Origin of the sequence: Phenylobacterium sp., from assembly GCF_028290885.1 — a bacterium.
Lineage (GTDB): Bacteria > Pseudomonadota > Alphaproteobacteria > Caulobacterales > Caulobacteraceae > Phenylobacterium.
Genome location: NZ_JAQGIZ010000298.1, coordinates 1 through 21,239 on the forward strand (window position 1 = coordinate 1; position 21,239 = coordinate 21,239).

A 21,239-nucleotide genomic window follows, 5' to 3' on the forward strand; every position below is an offset into this window, starting at 1 on the left:
GGGAGCTGGAGCACGCCGCGGGCCGCTCCCTGTTCGGGACCTTCGGCAACCCGATGACCACGGAGCCGGCGGTGATGGGCCAGGACTCCGGCGTGGCCAACACCAACATCGTCTGGCACGCGGGCCGGCTGATGGCGCTGGAGGAGGGCCACGCGCCCTTCGAGATGGCGCCCGACACCCTGAACTCCCTGGGCTATGTGCAGGCCTACCGCGGGCGCACCACGGCGCACCCGAAGATCGACCCGGCGACGGGCGAGATGGTCTGGTTCGGCTATGGCGTCGGCGACGCGCCGCTATCGGCGGGGATGAGCTACGGCGTGACCGACGCCGCGGGCCAGGTGGTCCGGCGCGACGACTTCCAGGCGCCCTATTCCTCCATGGTGCACGACTTCATGGTCACCGAGAACCACGTGCTGTTCCCCATCCTGCCGCTGACCGGCAGCCTGGAGCGGGCGATGCGCGGCCTGCCAGCCTTCGCCTGGGAGCCGGAAAAGGGCAGCTTCGTCGGCGTGATGCGCCGCGACGCCGACGTCTCGACGATCCGGTGGTTCAACACCGGCGCCTGCTACGTCTTCCACCCGATGAACGCCTGGGAGGCGGACGGGAAGCTCTACGCCGACGTGATGCGCTACGACCAGGCGCCGCTGTTCCCCAAGGCCGACGGCTCGCCGGGCGAGAAGACCGCGGCGCGGCTGGTGCGCTGGACCTTCGACCTCGACGCGGCCAGCGACGCGATCCGCGAGGAGCCGATCGACGACCTCGACGGCGAGTTCCCCAGGTTGGACGAGCGGTTCGCCACGCGCGCCTATCGCCACGGCTGGTATGCCGCCGACCCGACCAACGGCAAGACCATCAAGCAGTCGGCGATCGCCCACCTCGACTTCGCGACCGGCCGTCGGCAGGTCTACGAGCTGACCGGAGGCGACCTCACCTCGGAGCCGGTGTTCACGCCGCGCACGGCGGACGCGCCGGAAGGCGACGGCTGGGTGACGGCGGTGGTGTGGCGGGCGGGCGAGAACCGCAGCGACCTTGTGGTGTTCGAGGCGCAGGACGTGGCGAAGGGGCCGATCGCGGTGGCCCAGCTGCCGCGCCGCGTGCCGTTCGGCTTCCACGGCAACTGGGTCAGCTTCTGACGCGCGACGTCAGTCGTCGTCGCACTCGATCTCGTCGACCAGGCGGGCCGCCTGCCACAGCTCGATGAGCGGCGCACCCTCGTCGCAGAGCTCCGACGCCTGCGCCTTGGCCTCGGCGTCGTTGGGCGCGTCGAGCCATTGGCCGCTCTGGATATGGCGGCGCTTGTCGACCCGATAGGCGCGATAGGTGGCCATTGGCTCAAACCCCCTGCTGACGCTTGCGAAAACGCCGGCAGCGTCAACGGGTTGCGTCGGCGGAACCCAGCCGGACCAGGTCGGACCAGGTCAGATCAGACCAGGGCGCCGTGGCAGTGCTTGAACTTCTTGCCTGAGCCGCACGGGCAGGCGGCGTTGCGGCCGGTGTCCTCCCAGCCTTGCGGCAGGGCGGAAACCGGCAGCGCCTCGCGCTGATCGGCCGGAATGCCGTCGGGCAGCAGGCCCATCTGGGCGGCGTTCTCGCCGCTCAGCGGGTCCATGTGCACCTCGAAGAACTGGCCCGGCTGCGGCTGCGGCGGTTCCTCGAACTGGAACTCCACCGTCATCAGCCAGCGGGTCACGTTCTGGCGCAGGTCGGTCAGCAGCTTCTCGAACAGCGAGAAGGCCTCGGTCTTGTATTCCTGCAACGGATCGCGCTGGCCGTAGCCGCGCAGGCCGATGACGTTGCGCAGGTGGTCGAGGTGCATCAGGTGCTCGCGCCACTGCAGGTCGATCATCTGCAGCAGGAAGCTCTTCTCCACCGTGCGCATGTGGTCGCCGACCTGGGCGTCGCGCTCGGTCACGCGGGCGTCGGCGGCCTTGACGATCCGCTCCTCGATCTCCTCGTTGGCGATGCCGTCTTCGGCCGCCCAGGCCTTGATCGGCAGGTCGAGCCCCAGGAATTCGCGCACGTGGTGTTCCAGGCCCTCCACGTCCCACTGCTCGGCGTAGGCCTTGGGCGGCAGGTGGCGGGTGACGAAGTCCTCGATGGTGTCGCGCCGCATCTCGGCGATCACCTCGGAGAGGTCGGTCGCGGCCATGAATTCGGCGCGCTGCTCGAACACCGCCTTGCGCTGGTCGTTCACGACGTCGTCGTATTTCAGCAGGTTCTTGCGGATCTCGTAGTTGCGCTGCTCGACGCGCTTCTGGGCGGTGGCGATGGCGCTGTTCAGCCACTTGTGGGTGATCGCCTCGCCTTCCTGCACGCCGAAGGTCCGCATGATCCCGTCGAGGCGCTCGCCGGCGAAGATGCGTAAGAGGTCGTCCTCGCAGGACAGGAAGAACTTGGAGTGGCCCGGGTCGCCCTGGCGGCCGGTGCGGCCGCGCAGCTGGTTGTCGATCCGCCGGCTCTCGTGGCGCTCGGTGCCGAGCACGAAGAGCCCGCCGGCCGCCAGCGCCTGTTCCTTCAGGGTGGCGATCTCGCCCTCGATCCGCGCCTTGTGCTCCAGCGCCATCTCCGGCGTCACCTCGACGCCCAGGCCGCGCTGCTCGTCACGCCATTGCATGACCTTCATGTCGACGTTGCCGCCGAGCTGGATGTCGGTGCCGCGGCCGGCCATGTTGGTGGCGATGGTCACCGCGCCCGGCACCCCGGCGTCGGCGACGATCAGGGCTTCCTGCTCGTGGTAGCGGGCGTTCAGCACATTATGCGGGATGCCGTTCCGCGTCTTGCCGTCGACCTCGAACTTGTGGGCCTTCAACAGCTCCGAGAGCTGCTCCGACTTCTCGATGGACACCGTGCCCACCAGGATCGGCTGGCCCCGGCGATAGCAGTCCTCGATCAGGCCGATGATCGCCACATGCTTCTCGGCGGCGGTCCGGTAGACCTCGTCGTCGTCGTCGATCCGCACCACCGGCCGGTTGGTCGGGATCTCGGCCACGTCCATCTTGTAGATGTCGAGGAATTCCTGCGCCTCGGTGGCGGCCGTGCCGGTCATGCCCGAGATCTTCGAATAGAGGCGGAAGTAGTTCTGGATGGTGACGGACGCCAGCGTCTGGTTCTCGGGCTGGATGACCGCGCCTTCCTTGGCCACGATCGCCTGGTGCAGGCCTTCCGAGAGCCTGCGGCCGTGCATCATGCGGCCGGTGAACTCGTCGATCAGGATCACCTCGCCGGCGCGGACGATGTAGTCCTTGTCGAGCTGGTAGAGCACGTTGGCGCGCAGCGCCTGGTTCACGTGGTGCACCGCCGAGACGTTGGCGGCGTCATAGAGCCCGGCGGTGTCCGGGGCCAGGTGGCCGCCGGCCAGCAGGATCTCCTCGATCCGCTCGGAGCCCTCCTCGGTCAGGATCACCTGCCGCTGCTTCTCGTCGAAGTCGAAGTTGCTCTTGTCCTTGATCAGCTCTTTCACGAGCAGGTCGATGGTCTTGTAGAACTCGCTGCGGTCCTCGGTGGGGCCGGAGATGATCAGCGGCGTGCGCGCCTCGTCGATCAGGATGGAGTCCACCTCGTCGACGATCGCGAAGTTGTGGCCGCGCTGGACCATCTCGTCGGCGTCATAGACCAGGTTGTCGCGCAGGTAGTCGAAGCCGAACTCGTTGTTGGTGCCGTAGGTGATGTCGGAGTTGTAGGCCGCCTGCCGCTGGCCCTGGCTCAGGCCGTGGACGATGACCCCCACCTCCATGCCCAGGAACTTGTAGACTTGGCCCATCCACTCGGCGTCGCGCTGCGCCAGGTAGTCGTTGACGGTGATCAGGTGCACGCCCTTGCCGGCGAGCGCGTTCAGATAGACCGGCGCCGTGGCGACCAGCGTCTTGCCCTCGCCGGTGCGCATCTCGGCGATGCCGCCCTGGTGCAGCACCATGCCGCCCACCAGCTGCACGTCGTAGTGGCGCTGGCCCAGCACCCGCCGCGCAGCTTCGCGGACGACGGCGAAGGCCTCCTCCAGCACGTCGTCCAACGTCGCGCCCTTGGCCACGCGCTCGCGGAATTCGACGGTCTTGGCCCGCAGCGCCTCGTCGCTGAGCGCCTGCGTCTGCGGCTCGAGCGCGTTGATCTTCAGGACGCGCGCCTGCATCGACTTGACCTTGCGGTCATTGGAGGAGCCGAAGAACTGCTGGAAGATGCTCAAGGGGTGTATCCGTGCCGGCGGCGACGAGGCCCTTCGCCCGCCGGGAAAAACAGCTGTGTCAGGGGCGCGCGTGACTTAAGCAGCAGGGGTCCCCAAGTCAACGCAGCGCCCCTGTGGGGGGAGGTCGCGGGGAGGGGCCGGAGGGCCGCTTCGCGCCCGGAGCGGACTTTAGCTCTAGCGCTATGACCGGACCTATCGAACCTCCGCAACGGGCGACGAGCGACCGCAGCCGCCCGATCATACTCTCCGGGAACCCGGCGGCGTGACTTCCGCCGGGGTCTTGTGAGAGGGTTGGCGCACTGGGGAGCGCCATGACACTCGAGCAGGTTTCCTATCTGAGCCAGACGGTCGCGGCCGCCGCGGTCGTCGTCTCAATCGGCTATCTAGCCATCCAGGTCCGTCAGGCCGAACGCAATCAGCGGGCGCTGATGCAACAAGCGCGAACTGAGCGCGGCATGGTCCTGGCGGCCTCGATGGAGGCGCCTCATTTCGCGGCCATCTGGGTGAAGGTAACCTCCGACAGCCCTGACCTTAACGCGGTGGATGTCTCCATTCTGACGTCCTTCCTGCGTCGCTGGGCCCTCAACCTGCTGGACGCTCAGACGAACCACGCCATGTCGCTGTTGAGCGACGAAGCGTTGGAGCGCACCTGCGCGGCGGCACGGTGGGGCTTCGCATATCCGATCGCCAGGGCCGTCTGGACGGCGACGGTGCGCGCGACCTTCACCCCCGGCGACGCCGCGATATTTGAGGCCCTGGCCATAGACAGCGTGCCGCTGGGCGCGGGCACAGACGATGCGGCCCGGACCCGCGCGGCCCGCGAGGTTCTGCTCGTAGGGGCGTGACGCTGTGCCTTCCGGCGGCGCGCAATTCTGGGAACGCAATACCTGATTGCCTTGGAGGGACGGTGCTCCGGAGCGCATGACAAGGGCGGCGGCGGAGTGTCGCGTCCGGCGTCGAAAGCTGGTCCGCCGGAAACCGGGCCCGAAGCCCAAGTCGCCGAATTATGTACTGTGTCCCCGTAATCCCCCCCCAGTAATCCCCTAGTAGAACACCCCGTATATCACTTGGCGGATGCGGCCCGTGCGATTGCTGACCAGCAGCAGGTCCGGTCCGTAGCGCACCCAGCGGTAGCCGTGGGGCGGCCGACCGATGCCGTAGTCGGCGTAGCTGTCGAAGAAATATCGCGAGCTGAGGAACAGCAGCGGCAGGTCCTGGCCCACTCCCCAGCGGCGATAGCTGTAGCCCTGGGGATAGCTGTAACCCGGCGCCCGGATCTGCTCGTGCTGGCGCCCGCCATAGCTGAACCCGCCGCCGCGCAGCGCGGCGCCGCCCTGCCTTTGGACTTGAGCCTGGGCCTGCGGCCGCGCCTGAGCCTGACTTTGCGGGCGGCTCTGGGCCTGATAGCTCGGCTGAGCCTGCTGTCGGGGCTGGCGTTGCGCTTGGGCCTGAGGTTGGCGTGGCGCCTGCGGCTGGGGTGCGCGCTGGACCTGAGGTTGGCGCTGGATTTGCTGTTGGGGTTGGCGTTGCGCCTGGGCCGGAGGTTGGCGTGGCGCCTGCGACTGGGGTTCCCGCTGGACCTGGGGTTGGCGCTGGGCTTGCGGCTGGCGTTGCGCCTGGGCGGGTCGATTGCCCTGCCGCGGCTGGTCCTGGCCCTGCTGGCCGCCGTCGCCGCCGTGAGCGTCCTTGGGATCGGCCCAGGCGAGGCCGCTCGACAAGGCCGTGGCCGCCAACAAGGCGGCGAGGATGGACCTATTCATGGGCGGGAGTCCTTTTGCACCGGCGCGCTGAAGGATGCAGGCCCGCCTGACAAACCTAACGCGCCGCGCGAAATTCCGCTCCCTACTCGGATGTGTAGTAACGCCGCCACGACATTGCACTCGAAGAGGATGTGCGCGCAGAAACCCTCCGGTTCCCTGTCGGGCAGGATAGGCAGGTCACGCCGAGCCCCCTTCTTGTTCGATCGACAACACGGTTCCTTTCACCCGCAAGCAGACCTGCTGAACACCGCTCAGGGTCGAACTCGGTCATCGTCTCAGCGTCATGAGCCGGACGTTCGGCGATCTGCCGGAAACCGGACTCCACGAATGACTGAGGTGGATGGGAAGCCGTCGCCGGCTCGCGTCAGGAAATCGGACTCTTGCCCGGCCTTACCTGCAGAGCGACAGGTGTCGATCGGCCATGGCCGCAACCGCACCGTCGCCGAACTCGTGCTAGGCCTCGGCCGGCTCCTCCCGCGGAGCGGCGATCGCGCCATCGTCGGTGACGCTCAGCACTGCGCCTTCCAGCTCCGCCGGCGTCGGCGCCTCGTACATGGCCTCGATCATGTCGAACATCTCCGGCGGCACCTCCCTGGCGAAAGTCTCGCCCTTGGTTTCGTTGCGGCCGGCGACGCGGGCGCGGCGAACCGCCTGCGGCGCGTCGACGAAGTGCCACTGCACCGACAGGCCCGCCTCCTGAGCGAGCTTGCGGATGCGCTCCCGGTGCTCTCGGCGCATCAGGCCGAGGTCCAGGACCACCGAAGTCCCGGCGGCAAGCACGGCGGTTGCGGTCGACCAGATCAGCGCGTCGCAGCGGCCGAGGCGCTCCAGCATCCACCCGAAATCGAGGGGACCGTGGACGTCGGGGCCGAAGAGGCGCACGCCCCACTCGTCGAGGACAAAGGCGACGGCGCCCTCGCGGCGGGCCAGGGCATGGGCGTAGGTGGTCTTCCCCGCGCCGATGGGCCCGAAGACGAGGTTGAGCGTGGCTGGCATGATGCTTGACCCTCCTCTGAAGCTCAGGAGCAACGTGGCGGCCATGCTCCCCTGCGGCGTAGAACGCCCAAGCTTGTTCCGCGTTCCTGCACAGACGAGCGGGAAGCCTCGCCGCTATCTCAAGGGACTCTGGGACCGGACCAGCCGAGCTCCTGCGTCGCCAGCCGTTGAGCGGACTTGCTCAATGTCCGCTAGGGGTGGAAAGGAGACCTCGGCGCCGCGCCCGACCTCGGACCAGCCGAAGCTTGCCGGGTTCAGGTCAGCAGGACGATGTCCCACCGGAAGGCCATCACGCCCGGTTCGCTGGTCGCCGCCGGTTGGCAGATGGCGGCGTTGGGATCGCGGTGTCGCGACGCCAGCGTCGAAAGCAACAGGTCCTTCGCGTTCAGATCTTCGCCGGGAAAGTACATCTGGGTCGCGAGCCGATAGTCGGCGTTCGTCACGTCGAAGTGGATATGCGGCGTGCGCATCGTGCCCGAGGGCTCGGGATAGGCCCCGGGTCTCACCGAGCGCAGCCTGAAGGCGCCGTCATGCGCCACGCCGAACGACGCCACGCCGAGGAAATTCGGGTCCAGGGGCGCCGTGTTCTTGTCGATCGGGTTCGTGTAGCGCCCGGCGGCGTTGGCCTGCCAGATCACCAGTTCGGCCTGCGGCAGCGGTCGTCCCGAGGTGTCCAGCACCCTCCCGGTGATCTCGATCACCTGGCCCAGGGCGCGGCCCTTGCGGCCGGGAAAGTGGGTCAAGTCCGGATCGTGCGAGGTGGGCGCCCGGACCGGATAGTATGGCCCCAAGGTTTCCTGGCCGGTGGGCTTCAGGAGATCCTGCGCCCGAGCCTGACCCGCACCTGCGGCGCCCGGCAGCGCCAACGCAGCTGCAGCCACCAATCCTCGACGCGAAATCTCCATCCGGCGCGCCCCCTTTGCTGACCAGCTGGACCATACCCCCGGCGGGCCGTTCGGCAAGCGGCGACCCGCAAACGGACCTTCCCAACGCCCGCAATGGGTCGCCTCCTGCCGGAAGCCCCTCACCGGGAAGCTGGCGTTCGCGCCTGCGCCACGCCCAGGGCCAGAAAACGGACGCGGTGGACGGCAGAACGGGGTGGGTTGCGGACGTCGCCCCCGGCGACGTCAACAGTTTCGACGACCCGCTCGAAAACCCCGCTGGTCTCAGTCCCGGCGCTGAGCAACTTCCTTCTCACCGCAAAGGAACCGCTCCAGCTTGTCGCGCTGTCGCCAGACCTCCACCCGCCTAATCCATCCTGCGCTGGCTCGACCCAGGAACAGCGCAAAGAGGCCCGGACGGGTCCGGACCTCTTCTGGCGCGGCGTCTCGGATGGCCGAAGCGGGCGCTCAGATCGGCGCGAGCCTTAGATCAGTCGCGCGGCGGCGTGGAGGCTGCGCCTGCGACGGCGCCCGTGCCGCCACCCACGGCGGCGCCAACCGCCGCGCCAGGGCCGCACCCGATGGGGAGCGTCACAAGACACCCGATGGCCGCGCCAACACCGGCGCCCGTCGCTCCGCCGGCCAGGGCGCGCGCGCCCGGATCAGAGTGCCAAGCCCCCTTGCGATCGTAATACCCACGGTCACTATCCGGGTCGGCGAGCCAGTGCACATGCTCGTCACTTCGGTGGGCGTCGTACCAATCGGAATTGTAGTAGATGATCGGCGCGGCGGGGCCGTATGCATACCTTTCGTGCACCCGCCAGCAGTCGCCATACTGATTGCAGGCGACATAGGTCGGCCCGGCCGGTTGGGCGCTCGCCACCGTCGGCATCGCGGCGCTTCCGGCCACAGCGGCGATAAACGAACTCACTGCGAACGCAGCGGTAAGAGTCTTCATTGTATCATCCTTCATTGTGATGGGCCGCAGGCCCGCCAGACATCCAGTCGCTAGCAACGAGGCGGAAAGGACCTTGGTTCCAGCTAAGAAAATGGGACGAGCGGAACCCGCGATGTTGATTCTGTTCCGCGCGCGCGCCATGCCGTGTCACATCGACTGCGGGTTCCTCACCGGCTCATCCGGCATACAGAATTCGGTCTTTCGGTTGAGAGACCTGATGAGCTCGTTGTGTCCGCTAAGGGTCGGCAGGAGTCCTTGGCTGAACGCCCGGAAGCGGACTTGTTGAAGGACGGCTTGGAGTCACCTTCCCCCTACGTCCGCATCTGACGCACCGCCGTGATCTACTGCCCCTCGCATGTTGGACGCGCTCACCATCACCGAGGCTGAGGCCGCGGGGCTTTCGGAGCTCGCGGCGCTGGACCTGGCCATGGCGCGCGACTTCGCCGTCCGCGCCCAGGCGGCCGAGGACCCCGAGGTCGCCAACGACCTGGCCCGCAGCTATCAGCGCATGGCCCGCTCCTACCGCCAGAGCCTGGCGCTGAAGGTCAGGCTGCGGCGCGAGATCGTCCGCGCCGAGCGCGAGGCGCCGCCGCCCGCGCCGGTCCCCCGCGACGAGGCGCGCATCGAAGCCCGCGTCGCGGCGCTGCGCGGCCCGGTCCAGCGGGTGATCTGGGCCGAGCACGAGCCGGCCGACCCCTCCGAGACCGACGACGACCTCTCAGGCGACTTCTTCGACCTCCTGGAAGAGTGGCTGGACCTCCAGGCCCGCGACGACCGGTTCGGACTGGAGCCGCTGGACGTCCATGTGGTGGCGTTCTGCCGCGCGATGGGCCTGGACACGGTCCTCGCCCGCCGCTGGCGCGCGCTGCCCGACCCGCCCGGCGAGGCGTTCGCCGAACCGAAGGACGATCCCGATCCCGCCCCGCCTCTCTGGCGCGGCTCCGGGTGACGGTCCGCGTCGCAATCAGTCAGCGCCCGGAAAATGGATCCACGAACCACACGAACGCGGTCAGCTAGGCGCTGCCGCGCCGCCGCCCATGCCCGTTCGTGTTGTTCGTGTGGTTCGTGGACAATCAATCGGGCGCCTGCGGCGCGCCCGGTCCTAGAGAACCTCGAACAACCCCGCCGCGCCGCGCTGAAATCGCTCCCGCGATTTCAGCCACTTTTGAGTGATGGGCGCCGCAGCCGGACCTTTTTGAGGTCAGAGGACCTCAAAAAGTCCTGCGGCGCCCATCCCGCCGCCGATGCACATGGAAACCACCACGTTCTTGGCCCCGCGGCGCTTGCCTTCCTGCAGGACGTGGCCCGCCAGGCGCGCGCCGGTCATGCCGAAGGGGTGGCCGATGGCGATCGAGCCGCCGTTGACGTTGTACTTCTCCGGGTCGATGCCGAGCTTGTCGCGGGAATAGAGGCACTGCGAGGCGAAGGCCTCGTTCAGTTCCCACAGGTCGATGTCGTCGACCTTCAGGCCGTGGCGTTCCAAGAGGCGCGGGATGGCGAACACCGGGCCGATGCCCATCTCGTCGGGCTCGCAGCCGGCCACCGCCCAGCCCTTGAACACGCCCATGGGCGCAAGGCCCCGGCGCTCGGCCTCCTTGGCCTCCATGATCACCACCGCCGCCGATCCGTCGGAGAGCTGCGAGGCGTTGCCGGCGGTGATGTACTTGCCGGGGCCGCGCACCGGCTCGAGCCTGGCCAGGCCTTCCATGTTGGTGTCGGGCCGGTTGCACTCGTCGCGGTCGACCACGTAGTCGACGATGTTCTCTTCCTTGGTCTCCTTGTTGACCTGCTTCATCTTGGTCTTCATCGGGACGATCTCGTCGCGGAACTTGCCGGCCTGCTGGGCCGCGGCCATCCGCTGCTGGGACTCGTAGGAGTATTCGTCCTGCGCCTCGCGGCTGACCTTGTAGCGCTCGGCGACGATGTCGGCGGTGTCGATCATCGGCATGAAGATGGCCGGGTACATCTCGGTCAGCTTCGGATCGACGTTGTCCTTGCCCGTGCCCATGTTGGGCATGGAGATGGTCTCCACGCCGCCGGCCACCACCACGTTGGCGCCGTCGTTGCGCACGAAGTTGGCCGCCATGCCGATGGTCTGCAGGCCCGACGAGCAGAAGCGGTTGACGGTCACGCCGGAGGTGGTGATCGGCAGGCCGGCGAGCAGGCCCGCCTGGCGCGCGACGTTGCCGCCGCCGTGGGCCACGTTGCCCATGAACACGTCCTCGACGGCCTCGCCCTCGATGCCGGCCTTGGCCACCGCGTGCTTCACCGAATGGGCGGCGATCGAGACGGTCGGGGTGATGTTGAATCCGCCGCGCGCGGACTTGGCCAGACCGGTGCGGGCGTAAGAGACAATGACGGCTTCGCGCATCTGAAATGATCCTCCCATATGTCGGTCCGCGGCGCCTCATGCTCTGGGCGCCCTGGGCCGCAACCTTTGCATCCCGCCGGCTAAATGGCTAGGGACGGGCGGCGTCCTGAACGCCGTTCCCATCCGCTTCGAGGGTGATCCGCATGGCCGCCGTCCGGCCCTTCCGCTCCGCTGTTCTGGCCGGCGCCGTGCTGGCCGCGGCGCTCGGTCTGGCCGCCTGCAGCCGGGGCGGCGGCGCCGAGCATGCGCCGGAGCGCGGCGACCGCGCAGTGGCCAAGGTGGACGGCCGGACGGTGTGGTCCTCCGACGTCAAGCGCGAGGCGGTGGCCCAGGGGCTGATCGGCGAGGGCGAGCCGCTGGACGCCTCCTCGGACCTGTTCCGCCGGGTGCTGGACGAGGTGGTCGACCAGCGGCTGCTGGCCGGCGAGGCGGTCAAGCGCAAGCTCGACCAGGATCCCGTGGCCCAGCGCCGGCTGGCCGCCGCCCGCGACCGGGTTTTGGGCGACATGCTGGTGGAACGCGTGGTCTCCGACGCGGTCAACGACAACGCCGTGCGCGGCCTCTACCAGGAGCAGCTGAAGCTCGCCAAGCGCTCCGAGGAGATCCACGCCCGCCAGATCGTGGTCGCCAACGCCGCGGACGCGGAAGCCGTGAAGAAGCTCCTGGCCTCCGGCGGCTCCTTCGAGACGCTGGCCATGCAGCGCTCCACCGACGCGGCGACGCGGTTCAACGGCGGCGACCTCGGCTATTTCACCATCGACGTGATGCCGCAGACCTATGACGCGGCGCTGAAGACCGCCAAGCCCGGCCAGGTCGTCGGGCCGTTCCCGGTCGAGGGCGGCTTTGCGCTGGTGAAGGTCGAGGACCGGCGGGTCGAGCAGCCGATCGCGCTCGAGGCGGCGCGGCCGCAGATCGTGCGCTTCCTGACCTACGACCAGATCCGTGACCTCTTGGAGAAGCTGCGTGGCCGCTCCAAGGTCGAGGTGATGGTCAAGACCGACACCCCCGCCCAGGCGATCCCGCCCGCCGACGCGCCGAAGGCGGCCGCCGCGGCGCCGGCGGCTGGGCCTGCGCCTGGGCCTGCGCCGAAAGGGGCCGCGAAATGACCCGCAAGCCGACCCCCAGATCCAAGACCCTCACCCCCGCCAAGGCGCTGGAGGCCGCCGTGCGTCCCGTGGAGGTGGTCGGCCAGACGCTGGAGCGCGCCTTCGACCCGCTGGCCAGCGCACTGAAACGCGCCGCCCTGAAGCGCGCCGACAGGCAGGCGAAGCAGTTCTCCTCCGCCACGGCCGCGACCCCGGCCGCGCCTGGGAAGGGCGCCATGCCGGTCTCGCCGCTGGCGGTCCCGTTTCCGAAGATGCCGCCGATCGCAGGCGTGCAGATGGCCACCGCCCGGGCCGGCTTCTACAAGCACGAGCGCGACGACCTTCTGGTGATGACCTTCCCCGAGGGCGCCAGCTGCGCCGGGGTTTTCACCCGCCACGGCGTGGGCGCCGCGCCGGTCGACTGGTGCAAGCGCCATCTGGAAATGACCAAGGGCGAGGGGGTCCACGCCCTGGTGGTCAACGCCGGCTGCGCCAACTCCTTCACCGGCCGGCCCGGCGCCGACGCCGTGCGTCGCGTCTGCTCGGCGGCGGGCAAGCGCTTCGACTGCCGCCAGCGCGACGTGATGGTGGCTTCGACCGGGGTGATCGGGGTGCTGCTGGACGACGCCAAGATCGTCCATCGCCTGCCCGACATCGAACACCGGCTGACCGCGGACGGCTGGGCAAACGCGGCCCAGGCGATCATGACCACCGACACCTTCCCGAAGGGCGCGCACGCGCTCGCCGAGATCGACGGCGTCCCGGTGAGGATCAGCGGCATCTGTAAGGGCTCCGGCATGATCGCGCCGGACATGGCCACCATGCTGGCCTTTGTGGTCACCGACGCGGCGATCTCGCCCGCGGCGCTGCAGAACCTGGTCAGCCTCTACACACGCAACACCTTCAACGCGGTGACAGTGGATGGCGACCGCTCGACCAACGACACGCTCTTGCTGTTCGCCACCGGCAAGTCGGGCGCTCCGAAGATCAGCCGGGCCGGCGACCGCAGGCTGGCCGACTTCCGCGACAAGCTTGAAGGCGTGCTGATGGACCTCGCTCATCAGCTGGTCCGCGACGGCGAGGGCGCCACCAAGTTCATCAAGATCACTGTCACCGGCGCCGAAACCCACGCCTCGGCCCGCAAGATCGCCCGCACGGTGGCCGAGAGCCCGCTGGTCAAGACCGCCTTCGCCGGCGAAGACGCCAACTGGGGCCGCATCGTCATGGCGGTCGGCCGCGCCGACGAGCCGGTGGACCGCGACACTATGAGCGTGAAGTTCGGCGACCTCTGGGCCGCCCGCGACGGCCTGGTCTCCCCGACCTACAGCGAGGCCAAGATGAGCGCCTACATGAAGCGCCAGGAGCTGGAGGTCACCATCGACGTCGGCGTCGGCCGCGCTTCGGCGGTCATCTGGACCTGCGACCTCACCAAGCGCTACGTCGAGATCAACGGCGACTACCGGAGCTGAGGCGTCGCCCGGTATGGTTGAGTCCTGACCTGCCTGAGGCTAGTCTCCTCGCCGAGAGCTGCCGGGGGGTTGAGCTTTGCGTTTCCTGATCGTGCTTCTGGCCGCGCTCGGCGCGGCCGTCTCCGCGCGCGCCGCGCCGCCGCCCCTGGAAGCCTACGGCCGCCTGCCGGCCATCGAGGACGTGGCGCTCTCTCCATCGGGCGCGCGCTTCGCGGTGATCGTGGCCGACAAGGACGGCCGCAAGGTCATCGTCCGGAAATCTGACGGCGAGGTGCTCGGCGGCCTCGCCTTCGGAAAGGCCAAGCTCCGTGGCGTGGCCTTCGCCGGCGAGGATCATGTGCTGATCACCGAGACTGCGACCGTCGCGCGGCCGGTCATCGGCCTGCAGGAAACCGAGATGGCAGGGGTCATCGACTTCAACCTGAAGACCCGCGCCAGCTACATGATCTTCGGCAAGAGCAACACCTACGTCGACGCCATCCTCGGCTACCACGGGGCGCGCGAGGTGAATGGCCGCTGGTACGCCTATGTGGGCGGGGTCACCTGGGAGAAGGTCCAGCCTCACGCTGACGCCGGGGTGGTCTACCCCGACCTCTACCGCATCGACCTGGACACCGGGCGGCCGGAGTTCGTGGCCTCCTCGGCGCAGCGCATCCGCGGCTGGCTCCTGGGCGCCGACGGTCAGGTGATGGCCAATTCGGTGTTCGACCCGAACCGGCGCCAATACACCGTCTACGCCGGCGCCGGCATGGAGCACGCCCTGATCCAGCGGGCGGGCGATGACGCCCTTTCGCTGATGAGCCCCGGCCGTACGCCCGGCACGGTCCTGGTCGAAGAGCGGACCGATGATACGGTCCTCGTCCGCGAACTTCCGCTCGGCGGCGGGAGCGAGGGTGCGGTGCTGATCACCGGTGACAATACGGCCGGCCCGCTGACCGATCCTGACACTCACGTGGTGGTCGGCATCACCAGCCTGCGGGGCCAAAGCCTGTTCGATACCGCCCTGCAGAAGCGGATCGCCGACGCGCGCGAGGCCTTCCCCGGCGAACACGCCGAGCTGATGGCCTACTCGCGCAACTTCGGCCAGATGCTCTTTCTGACCGAAGGTCCCAAGGACGCGGGCCACTACTGGCTGGTCGATGTGGTCGCGCGCAGCGCCGTGCCGATCGGCGACGTCCGTCCCGAGGTCGCGGCGGCCGATGTCGGCCCGACGCGGATGTTCGCCTACAAGGCCGCTGACGGCCTGGCGATGGAAGGGGTGCTCACCCTGCCGCCCGGCCGGGAGGCGAAGGACCTGCCGCTGGTGGTCATGCCGCACGGCGGGCCGATCGTCCCCGGCGACCGCGTAGGCTTCGATTGGTGGGCCCAGGCCTTCGCCTCGCGCGGCTATGCGGTTTTCCAGCCGAACTATCGCGGCACCCTGGGCTATGGCGAGGCTTTCCGGCGGGCGGCCGAGGGCCAGTACGGCCGCAAGATGCAGACCGACATCTCGGACGGCATTGAGGCCTTGGCCAAGGCGGGGATTGTCGACCCCAAGCGCGCCTGCATCGTGGGCGGCAGCTACGGCGGCTATGCCGCGCTGGCCGGGGTCACCCTGCAACGGGGGCTCTACCGCTGCGCGGTCTCTGTGGCCGGCGTCGCCGACATGGGCCGGATGCTGATCTGGACGCGGGAACGCGGCAATCCGCGAGACGGCCGCGCGCTCAGCTTCTGGCGCGGCCTGACCGGGGCGGCGGCCGGCGACGTCGAGGCCATCTCGCCCCTGCGCTTCGCGGCCAAGGCCGACGCGCCGATCCTGCTGGTGCATGGCGAAAACGACACCGTCGTGCCGATCGAGCAGAGCCGGATGATGCAGAAGGCGCTGAATGGCGCCGGCAAGCCGGTGGATTTCGTGCTGATGGATGGGGAGGACCACTGGCTCTCCAGCGCCCCCACGCGTCAGGCCATGCTAAGCGCCGTGGTCGCCTTCGTTCAGAAGCACAATCCGGCAAACTGAAGGGCGGCAAACTGAAGGGCGGGGCGGGCGTCAGCGCGCCCCTGTCGCCCCGGCTCCCGCCATCGCGTCGGCGTCTTGCGCCGCGATCACCTTAGTCGGCCCCAGCTGCGACTGAAGATAGCTGACTTCAGGGGACCCGAGCATGACTGCGGCCCTGGCTGCCAGGTCCCGTCGGCACTTCAGCGTGGTGACATCCATTTCGCGCACGCCGCTACGCAACGGGGTCGTGCAGAACGCGGCCGCCGCGTCGTTCATTCGCTGGACCGCCACAGCGGCGCCGGCCGTGGTGTGCAGGTTCAGGCCTCGCACCTTCACGACCATCGCATGTTCGGCATGAGCCGATCCGCCCAGAAGCAGGGAAGCCAGAGCAAGGGCGAGTGCGTATTTCATCGCTGTTCACCTGTCTGGCCGGGTTTTCCCTCGCCGCCACGGTAGGGCGGCCATGCGAGGCCCGGCGCTTGAATCATTAGCCGCGGGCGTTGGGACGGCTCCTCGCGGAACCGCCCCAACTGAGTTAGCGAGTCGCCAGCAGGATCGGCGGCTTGCCGCCTGAATTGTAGTAGCGAGCCGTGACCAGGGGCGCGTCCAGCTTGCTGACGGCCAAGTACGTCATCCTGTCCCGACACTTCCGAGCTTCCATCCTGCGCGCGAGATCCTTAGTCCCGGCATTATCCTCACAGAAAGCCGATGAGGCGTACTTGATGCGGCTCAGCACGCTCTGCGCACCGCTGTCGGATCGCAGGTTGAGGTCGCCCGTCTGGACTCTCATGTTTCCCTGCTCGCTTTGGGCGAAGGACGGGGTTCCGGCGAACGCCGCGCCGAGGAACGCGCATGCAGAGGCGACGGCAAAAAGCTTGCGGGTCATAACGTAGTCCTTGTCTGTAATATTGTTCCGGCTCACGGCCGGCGGCTAGCTTGTCCTGTGACTGCGAACCGGCGGCGCTAGCGCGCCGCCTTCACGCTTCACGGACAGATGCGCCCACCCGAACGGTCCAATGGCGCAAACATGCTTCGAGAGCCACGAGACCCCCCTTACCCTGATCCTATGCGGCGGCCGATTAAGCCACGCCTGCAACGGATACCAACGTTTTGCAGGATTGAATTTTGCGCCGCCTGCGGAGGGGTGTCTACTGAAATCGTAAGAAAAATAGCCTTGATACACCAGTACAGTCGCAGACGACTATACGGCTACCGGAGGTGACTGAGAGGTCTTTTGACCTCTTGTCCGTGAGCCCCCCCCCGGAGCCTGTCCTCGGGTCGGCCTGTGGCCCAGCCCCGGGGGGCGCTGCCCCTTCTCCCGCCAGCGGGAGAAGGGGCAGGACGCCGCCTTAGCGGTTTGACCAGACGCCGGTGCGCCCGGAGGACTGGGCGCCCCCGCCGCGTTGCGGGCCCTTGAAGGCCGGGCGCTGGGCGGGCTTCTCGCCGCCGCCGTTGCCGCGCGCCGGGGCGCCTTCGTGGCGATGGCCGCCGGCGCCGCCGCCACCGTGGTTGCGGTTGCGCTTTTGCTGGTGCTGGCCGCGGTGCGGGCCGGCGCCGCGGGTGTCGGCGCGCTCGGGCTTGACGCCTTGCGGTTCCGGCAGGGCCGCGGTGGCCGCGCCGAGCTGCTTGTCGTTGCGGCGGTCGAAGGAGGGGATGGTCTGGCGCGTCACCTTCTGGATGTCGCGCAGCAGGGTCCGCTCGTCGTCGGCGCAGAAGGCCACCGCCGAGCCGTCGGCCCCGGCCCGCGCCGTGCGGCCGATCCGGTGGACGTAGCTCTCCGGCACGTTGGGCAGTTCGAACTGCACCACGTGGCTGACCGCGTCGATGTCGATGCCGCGCGCGGCGATGTCGGTGGCGACGAGCGCGCGCACCTTGCCGGCCTTGAAGTCGGCCAGCGCTCGCTCGCGCTGGCCCTGGCTCTTGTCGCCGTGGATCGCGGCGGCGTCGACACCTACCTGCTCAAGGCTGCGGGCGACGCGGTCGGCGCCGCGCTTGGTGCGGGTGAAGACGATGACGCGCTTGAAGCCCGGATCGTCGAACAGCTCGGACAAGAGCGCGCGCTTGCGCGACTGCTCCACGAACAGCACGCGCTGGTTCACCTTTTCGACGGTGGTGGCCTGTGGGGCCACGGCGATGCGCAGCGGATCGGTCAGCAGCTCGGAGGCGAGCTTGCCGATCTCGGTGGGCATGGTGGCGGAGAAGAACAGGTTCTGCCGAACCTTCGGGATGTGCGCCACGATCTTGCGGATCGGCAGCACGAAGCCGAGGTCGAGCATCTGGTCGGCCTCGTCGAGGACGAAGATCTCCACGCCCTTCAGAATGATGGTCTTTTCCTGCAGGTGGTCGAGCAGGCGGCCGGGGGTGGCCACCAGCACGTCGACGCCATTGGCCATGGCCTTGTGCTGGGCGCCGTACTTCACGCCGCCGAAGATCACGGCGACGGAGACGCCCATGTGCTTGCCGTAGGTGCGGAAGCTCTCGCCGATCTGGCTGGCGAGCTCGCGGGTGGGGGAGAGCACCAGGACGCGGGCGCCCTTGCGCTCCGGCTGGCGCTTTTCGGCGGCCAGGCGGTGGAGGATGGGGAGGGCGAAGGCGGCGGTCTTGCCGGTGCCCGTCTGGGCGATACCCTGCAGGTCGCGGCCGGCCATGACGCCGGGAATGGCCTGCGCCTGGATCGGCGTGGGCGTGGTGTAGCCTTCTCCGGCCAGCGCCTTCAGCAGAGGAGCGGCGAGGCCGAATTCGGTGAATTGAGTCAAAACGTAAAAACTCTCAGATATGCGCCGAACGCGCCGGCTCGATCACATCGAGGGCGCGGAGGTCGCGGGTCTTTGGGGAAGCGCCCCGCGTGATGGGCGATCTATGGGTCTTACGGCGCTCGACAGGCTGGGCCTCAAGAGAGACCCCACGCGGCTGGAACACCGATAGCGCCGTAGTTTCGTGACGCGGGCTGCACATCGGGGTTTGCAGCTGCGAAGTCAACCCACAGCGAGGCTTTAGGCTCCGCCTGTTGCCTTTAGGGCGCAGGCCGGGAATGAAGCGGCATGACTGAAAAATGCATGCTGCTGGTCGCCGCCGCGGCCCTGATCGACGCCGACGGCCGCGTGCTGATCTGCCAGCGGCCGGAGGGCAAGCAGCTCGCGGGCCTCTGGGAATTCCCCGGCGGCAAGGTCGAAGCTGGCGAGACCCCGGAGGCCTGCCTGATCCGCGAGCTGGAGGAGGAGCTGGGGATCGAGGTCACCCACGCCTGCCTCGCGCCCTTCGTCTTCGCGAGCCACAGCTACGAGAGCTTCCACCTGCTGATGCCGCTCTACCTGTGCCGGCGCTGGACCGGGCAGGTAACGGCGAAGGAGCACAAGGCGCTGGCCTGGGTGAAGCCGGTAAAGCTCACCGACTATCCGATGCCACCGGCCGACGCCCCGCTGGTCGCCTGGCTGCGGGATCTGCTCTGACGTCCCGTCAATGTTCGAGGTGCAGCCGCAGTGAGACCACGTTCACCGGTCCCCGGTCGCGGTTGTAGGCCGGATTCACGATCACCTGGTTGTCCAGGCTGAGCGTCATCCCCTTCAGGAATAAGAGGCTGTAATAGCCCTCGACGATGCCTTCGGCGCCCGGATGCGGCAGGCGCCCGTCGCCGATCAGGATCCCCAGCCCGCCCGCGTTCAGATAGCGGTGTCCCGCGCCGGAAAGCTCGTTCACCGCGAACGCGAGGGCGGCGGTGTCGTCCTTGCGGCCCCACCGCTGGCCGGAGACGGAGACCCCCGCCTGCGCGGTGCGGTCGATGTCGGTGTACTCGTAGGATTCGTAGCGTCCGTCTGACCAGCCGAGCCGCCCGAACAGCCCGACCCCATCGGCCACCTCCTGCTCCACGTTGAGGTAGACGCCGGGTCGGCTTCGATAGCGCCGCACGGCGCCGGTGTCCGCCGGTCCGCCGCTGGCCAGCGCCAGGCTGACCGCGTCGTCGTAGCGGCCCATCCGCCCGCGGGTGACGAAGCCGCCCAGCCGGATGGCGCCCGGCCGCCCACCGAAGGCCGTGCGCTTCTCCGCCTCGCCGACGACCTGGAACTGGCTGAAATCGGAGGTGAGGGTCGCATTGTTGGGCACGATGGAGAGGTCGAACACGCCCGCGCGCCAGGTCCAGTCGCCCTGGTAGTCCTCGACCGCTGCGCCATAGGTGTAGCCCCAGGCGTCGGCCGCGTAGTCGAAGCTGCCGGTGGTGATCAGCGACCAGTTCAGGAAGTCCTGCCGCGGATCGTGGGCGTACTTGTTGGTGTCGAAGACATCGGTGACGTTGAGCTTACCGGCGGTGATCACCAGCCGGTTCTTGGTCCCGTTCGAGGCCAGGCGGTTGAGGTCGGCGTCCTGGTCCTGTGCGCCGCCGCCGAGGTCGAAGGTCTGGCGCACGAACAGGCGGGCGATCCGCGCATACGGATGGGCGCGGCCCACCTTCGCCCCGTCGCCGTTGACATAGCCAGCCGCCCCCAGCGTGTTGCTGGGCGCATAGCCCTGGTACATCTCGATGTTCCCCCAGATCTCGCCGCCGGACCACGGCCTGACGCCGGCGTAGAGGGTCGCGTCCACCGTGTTGCCCCAGGTGGCCTGCGGCCGGAAACTCTGCGGCCCCTGATAGGGACTGTGGAACGCCGGATAGTACTGCAGGATGTCCGTGGCCTGGACGTGGACCGCCCAGCGCTCGGGCTCCACCGGGGGCTGGGCCTTCTCTTCGGCGGTCGGCGGCGACCCCTCCTGAGCCCGGAGGTCCGACGGCGTTCCGGCCGCGGTCAGGAGAGCCGCCGAGGCGACCAGCAAAGCGACAGCCCTCATCCCAGCCCGAATCCTCTCCGCCGCCCGACGGCGACCGCCCGACTAGGCGCATGGGCGCGCCATTACCAAGGTCCAGGTCGGGTTTCCAGGCACGCACGGCCAAGCCGTCGCGCAGCCGGTCGCCCGCTGCCTGTTCGAAGGCTTCCTAACGGGCGCCCGCTTGCGACGTTCCTGCGGAGCTCAGCGGCGATAGCTCGCCTGGTTCGCCGCCAGCCGGCGCGTGGCCGGCGGGCGGGTCGCGTCCACAACGCATTGGCCGGGATCGATCATGGCGTGCTGGCCCAGGCAGTAGACGTCCTCATAGTGCGGGCCGGCGCTGGCCAGGCATTGGTAGAGGTTGAGCTTGGCGAGCCGCAGGCAGAAGCCGCTGCGGGGCTCGGTCATCAGGCTGCGCGCCTTGCCGTTCTCGCCGAGCACGGAGAGCGCCGCCAGCGCCACGCCGCGGGCCACCACCGGGCTCGTCGCGCCGCCGCGCCGGCCGCCTTCCGCCAGCGCCGCTTGCAGCCGGGCCGGATCATCGCGGCTCGGCCGGTAGCCCTCGGCCGAGATGTGCTTCACGCGGCTCAGCCGGCCGGCAGGATCGGCGACCTTGGTCTTGGCCCAGGCCTGGTGCTGGATGGAGTAGGCGGCGTGCTTGACCTTCTCGCCCTCGCTGTTGAGCGCGGCGCCTTGCGCGTAGAGCGCCCCGCTGGCGCGCGCCCCGGCCGCCTCGCCGCCGGGCAGGGCCAGCGCGGCCTGCGGGT

Annotated in this window: 18 protein-coding genes and 1 pseudogene; 7 read left to right on the top strand and 12 right to left on the bottom strand. The window is 68.7% G+C overall.

The window, feature by feature from the left end:
* Positions 1–1,133 (top strand): carotenoid oxygenase family protein (locus tag JWP28_RS19620; protein ID WP_299545542.1); only part of this gene is annotated, 1,133 nt, incomplete at its 5' end.
* Positions 1,134–1,142: 9 nt separating this feature from the next.
* On the opposite strand, the gene JWP28_RS19625 is transcribed toward JWP28_RS19620, so the two are convergent.
* Positions 1,143–1,328 (bottom strand): hypothetical protein, encoded by a 186-nt coding sequence (locus JWP28_RS19625; RefSeq protein ID WP_299545543.1) that lies wholly within the window; start codon positions 1,326–1,328, stop codon positions 1,143–1,145.
* Positions 1,329–1,423: 95 nt separating this feature from the next.
* On the bottom strand, positions 1,424–4,180 hold the full coding sequence (gene secA, locus JWP28_RS19630) for a preprotein translocase subunit SecA (RefSeq protein ID WP_299545544.1): 2,757 nt from the start codon (positions 4,178–4,180) through the stop codon (positions 1,424–1,426).
* A gap of 311 nt (positions 4,181–4,491) precedes the next feature.
* Here secA and JWP28_RS19635 point away from each other — a divergent pair, with 311 nt between their 5' ends.
* Positions 4,492–5,025 carry a hypothetical protein gene (locus JWP28_RS19635; protein ID WP_299545545.1) on the top strand — a complete coding sequence of 178 codons (534 nt, stop codon included), beginning with the start codon at positions 4,492–4,494 and terminating at the stop codon, positions 5,023–5,025.
* A 198-nt stretch (positions 5,026–5,223) separates the two neighbouring features.
* Here the strand turns inward: JWP28_RS19635 and JWP28_RS19640 are convergent, their stop codons facing one another.
* The 4 genes from JWP28_RS19640 to JWP28_RS19655 all read right to left on the bottom strand — a co-directional run bounded on the left by JWP28_RS19640 (position 5,224) and on the right by JWP28_RS19655 (position 8,775).
* Complete coding sequence (locus tag JWP28_RS19640; protein ID WP_299545546.1) at positions 5,224–5,940, bottom strand: RcnB family protein; 717 nt, start codon at positions 5,938–5,940, stop codon at positions 5,224–5,226.
* 453 nt (positions 5,941–6,393) lie between these two features.
* Complete coding sequence (locus tag JWP28_RS19645; protein ID WP_299545547.1) at positions 6,394–6,936, bottom strand: ATP-binding protein; 543 nt, start codon at positions 6,934–6,936, stop codon at positions 6,394–6,396.
* Positions 6,937–7,190: 254 nt separating this feature from the next.
* Positions 7,191–7,817, bottom strand: a complete 627-nt coding sequence (locus tag JWP28_RS19650) for a hypothetical protein (protein WP_299545559.1) — start codon at positions 7,815–7,817, stop codon at positions 7,191–7,193.
* 490 nt (positions 7,818–8,307) lie between these two features.
* Positions 8,308–8,775, bottom strand: a complete 468-nt coding sequence (locus tag JWP28_RS19655) for a hypothetical protein (RefSeq protein WP_299545548.1) — start codon at positions 8,773–8,775, stop codon at positions 8,308–8,310.
* A gap of 355 nt (positions 8,776–9,130) precedes the next feature.
* Here JWP28_RS19655 and JWP28_RS19660 point away from each other — a divergent pair, with 355 nt between their 5' ends.
* Positions 9,131–9,724, top strand: coding sequence for a hypothetical protein (locus tag JWP28_RS19660; protein WP_299545549.1), 594 nt, complete (start codon positions 9,131–9,133; stop codon positions 9,722–9,724).
* Between the two features lie 252 nt (positions 9,725–9,976).
* On the opposite strand, the gene JWP28_RS19665 is transcribed toward JWP28_RS19660, so the two are convergent.
* Positions 9,977–11,146: an acetyl-CoA C-acyltransferase gene (locus JWP28_RS19665; RefSeq protein ID WP_299545550.1), complete on the bottom strand. Its 1,170-nt coding sequence runs from the start codon at positions 11,144–11,146 to the stop codon at positions 9,977–9,979.
* Positions 11,147–11,289: 143 nt separating this feature from the next.
* Here JWP28_RS19665 and JWP28_RS19670 point away from each other — a divergent pair, with 143 nt between their 5' ends.
* The 3 genes from JWP28_RS19670 to JWP28_RS19680 all read left to right on the top strand — a co-directional run bounded on the left by JWP28_RS19670 (position 11,290) and on the right by JWP28_RS19680 (position 15,696).
* Entirely contained in the window at positions 11,290–12,252 is a 963-nt protein-coding gene (locus tag JWP28_RS19670; RefSeq protein WP_299545551.1) for a peptidylprolyl isomerase, read from the top strand.
* Entirely contained in the window at positions 12,249–13,700 is a 1,452-nt protein-coding gene (argJ, locus tag JWP28_RS19675; RefSeq protein WP_299545552.1) for a bifunctional glutamate N-acetyltransferase/amino-acid acetyltransferase ArgJ, read from the top strand. The genes JWP28_RS19670 and argJ overlap by 4 nt, the downstream gene beginning before the upstream one ends.
* A 76-nt stretch (positions 13,701–13,776) precedes the next feature.
* The gene (locus JWP28_RS19680) at positions 13,777–15,696 is read left to right on the top strand and encodes a S9 family peptidase (protein WP_299545553.1); all 1,920 of its coding nucleotides are present in this window, start codon (positions 13,777–13,779) and stop codon (positions 15,694–15,696) included.
* A 30-nt stretch (positions 15,697–15,726) separates the two neighbouring features.
* Here JWP28_RS19680 and JWP28_RS19685 read toward each other — a convergent pair whose 3' ends face one another.
* The 3 genes from JWP28_RS19685 to JWP28_RS19695 all read right to left on the bottom strand — a co-directional run bounded on the left by JWP28_RS19685 (position 15,727) and on the right by JWP28_RS19695 (position 18,431).
* Positions 15,727–16,086, bottom strand: a complete 360-nt coding sequence (locus JWP28_RS19685) for a UrcA family protein (protein WP_299545554.1) — start codon at positions 16,084–16,086, stop codon at positions 15,727–15,729.
* A gap of 124 nt (positions 16,087–16,210) precedes the next feature.
* Positions 16,211–16,561, bottom strand: a complete 351-nt coding sequence (locus JWP28_RS19690) for a UrcA family protein (protein ID WP_299545555.1) — start codon at positions 16,559–16,561, stop codon at positions 16,211–16,213.
* 463 nt (positions 16,562–17,024) lie between these two features.
* The gene (locus JWP28_RS19695; RefSeq protein ID WP_299545556.1) at positions 17,025–18,431 is read right to left on the bottom strand and encodes a DEAD/DEAH box helicase; all 1,407 of its coding nucleotides are present in this window, start codon (positions 18,429–18,431) and stop codon (positions 17,025–17,027) included.
* Positions 18,432–18,716: 285 nt separating this feature from the next.
* On the opposite strand from JWP28_RS19695, the gene mutT reads away from it, so the two are divergent.
* Positions 18,717–19,124: an 8-oxo-dGTP diphosphatase MutT gene (gene mutT, locus JWP28_RS19700; protein WP_299545557.1), complete on the top strand. Its 408-nt coding sequence runs from the start codon at positions 18,717–18,719 to the stop codon at positions 19,122–19,124.
* A 7-nt stretch (positions 19,125–19,131) separates the two neighbouring features.
* On the opposite strand, the gene JWP28_RS19705 is transcribed toward mutT, so the two are convergent.
* Complete coding sequence (locus JWP28_RS19705; RefSeq protein WP_299545558.1) at positions 19,132–20,496, bottom strand: carbohydrate porin; 1,365 nt, start codon at positions 20,494–20,496, stop codon at positions 19,132–19,134.
* Positions 20,497–20,676: 180 nt separating this feature from the next.
* Positions 20,677–21,239 (bottom strand): annotated as a pseudogene (locus tag JWP28_RS19710) (hypothetical protein); the annotation flags it as partial.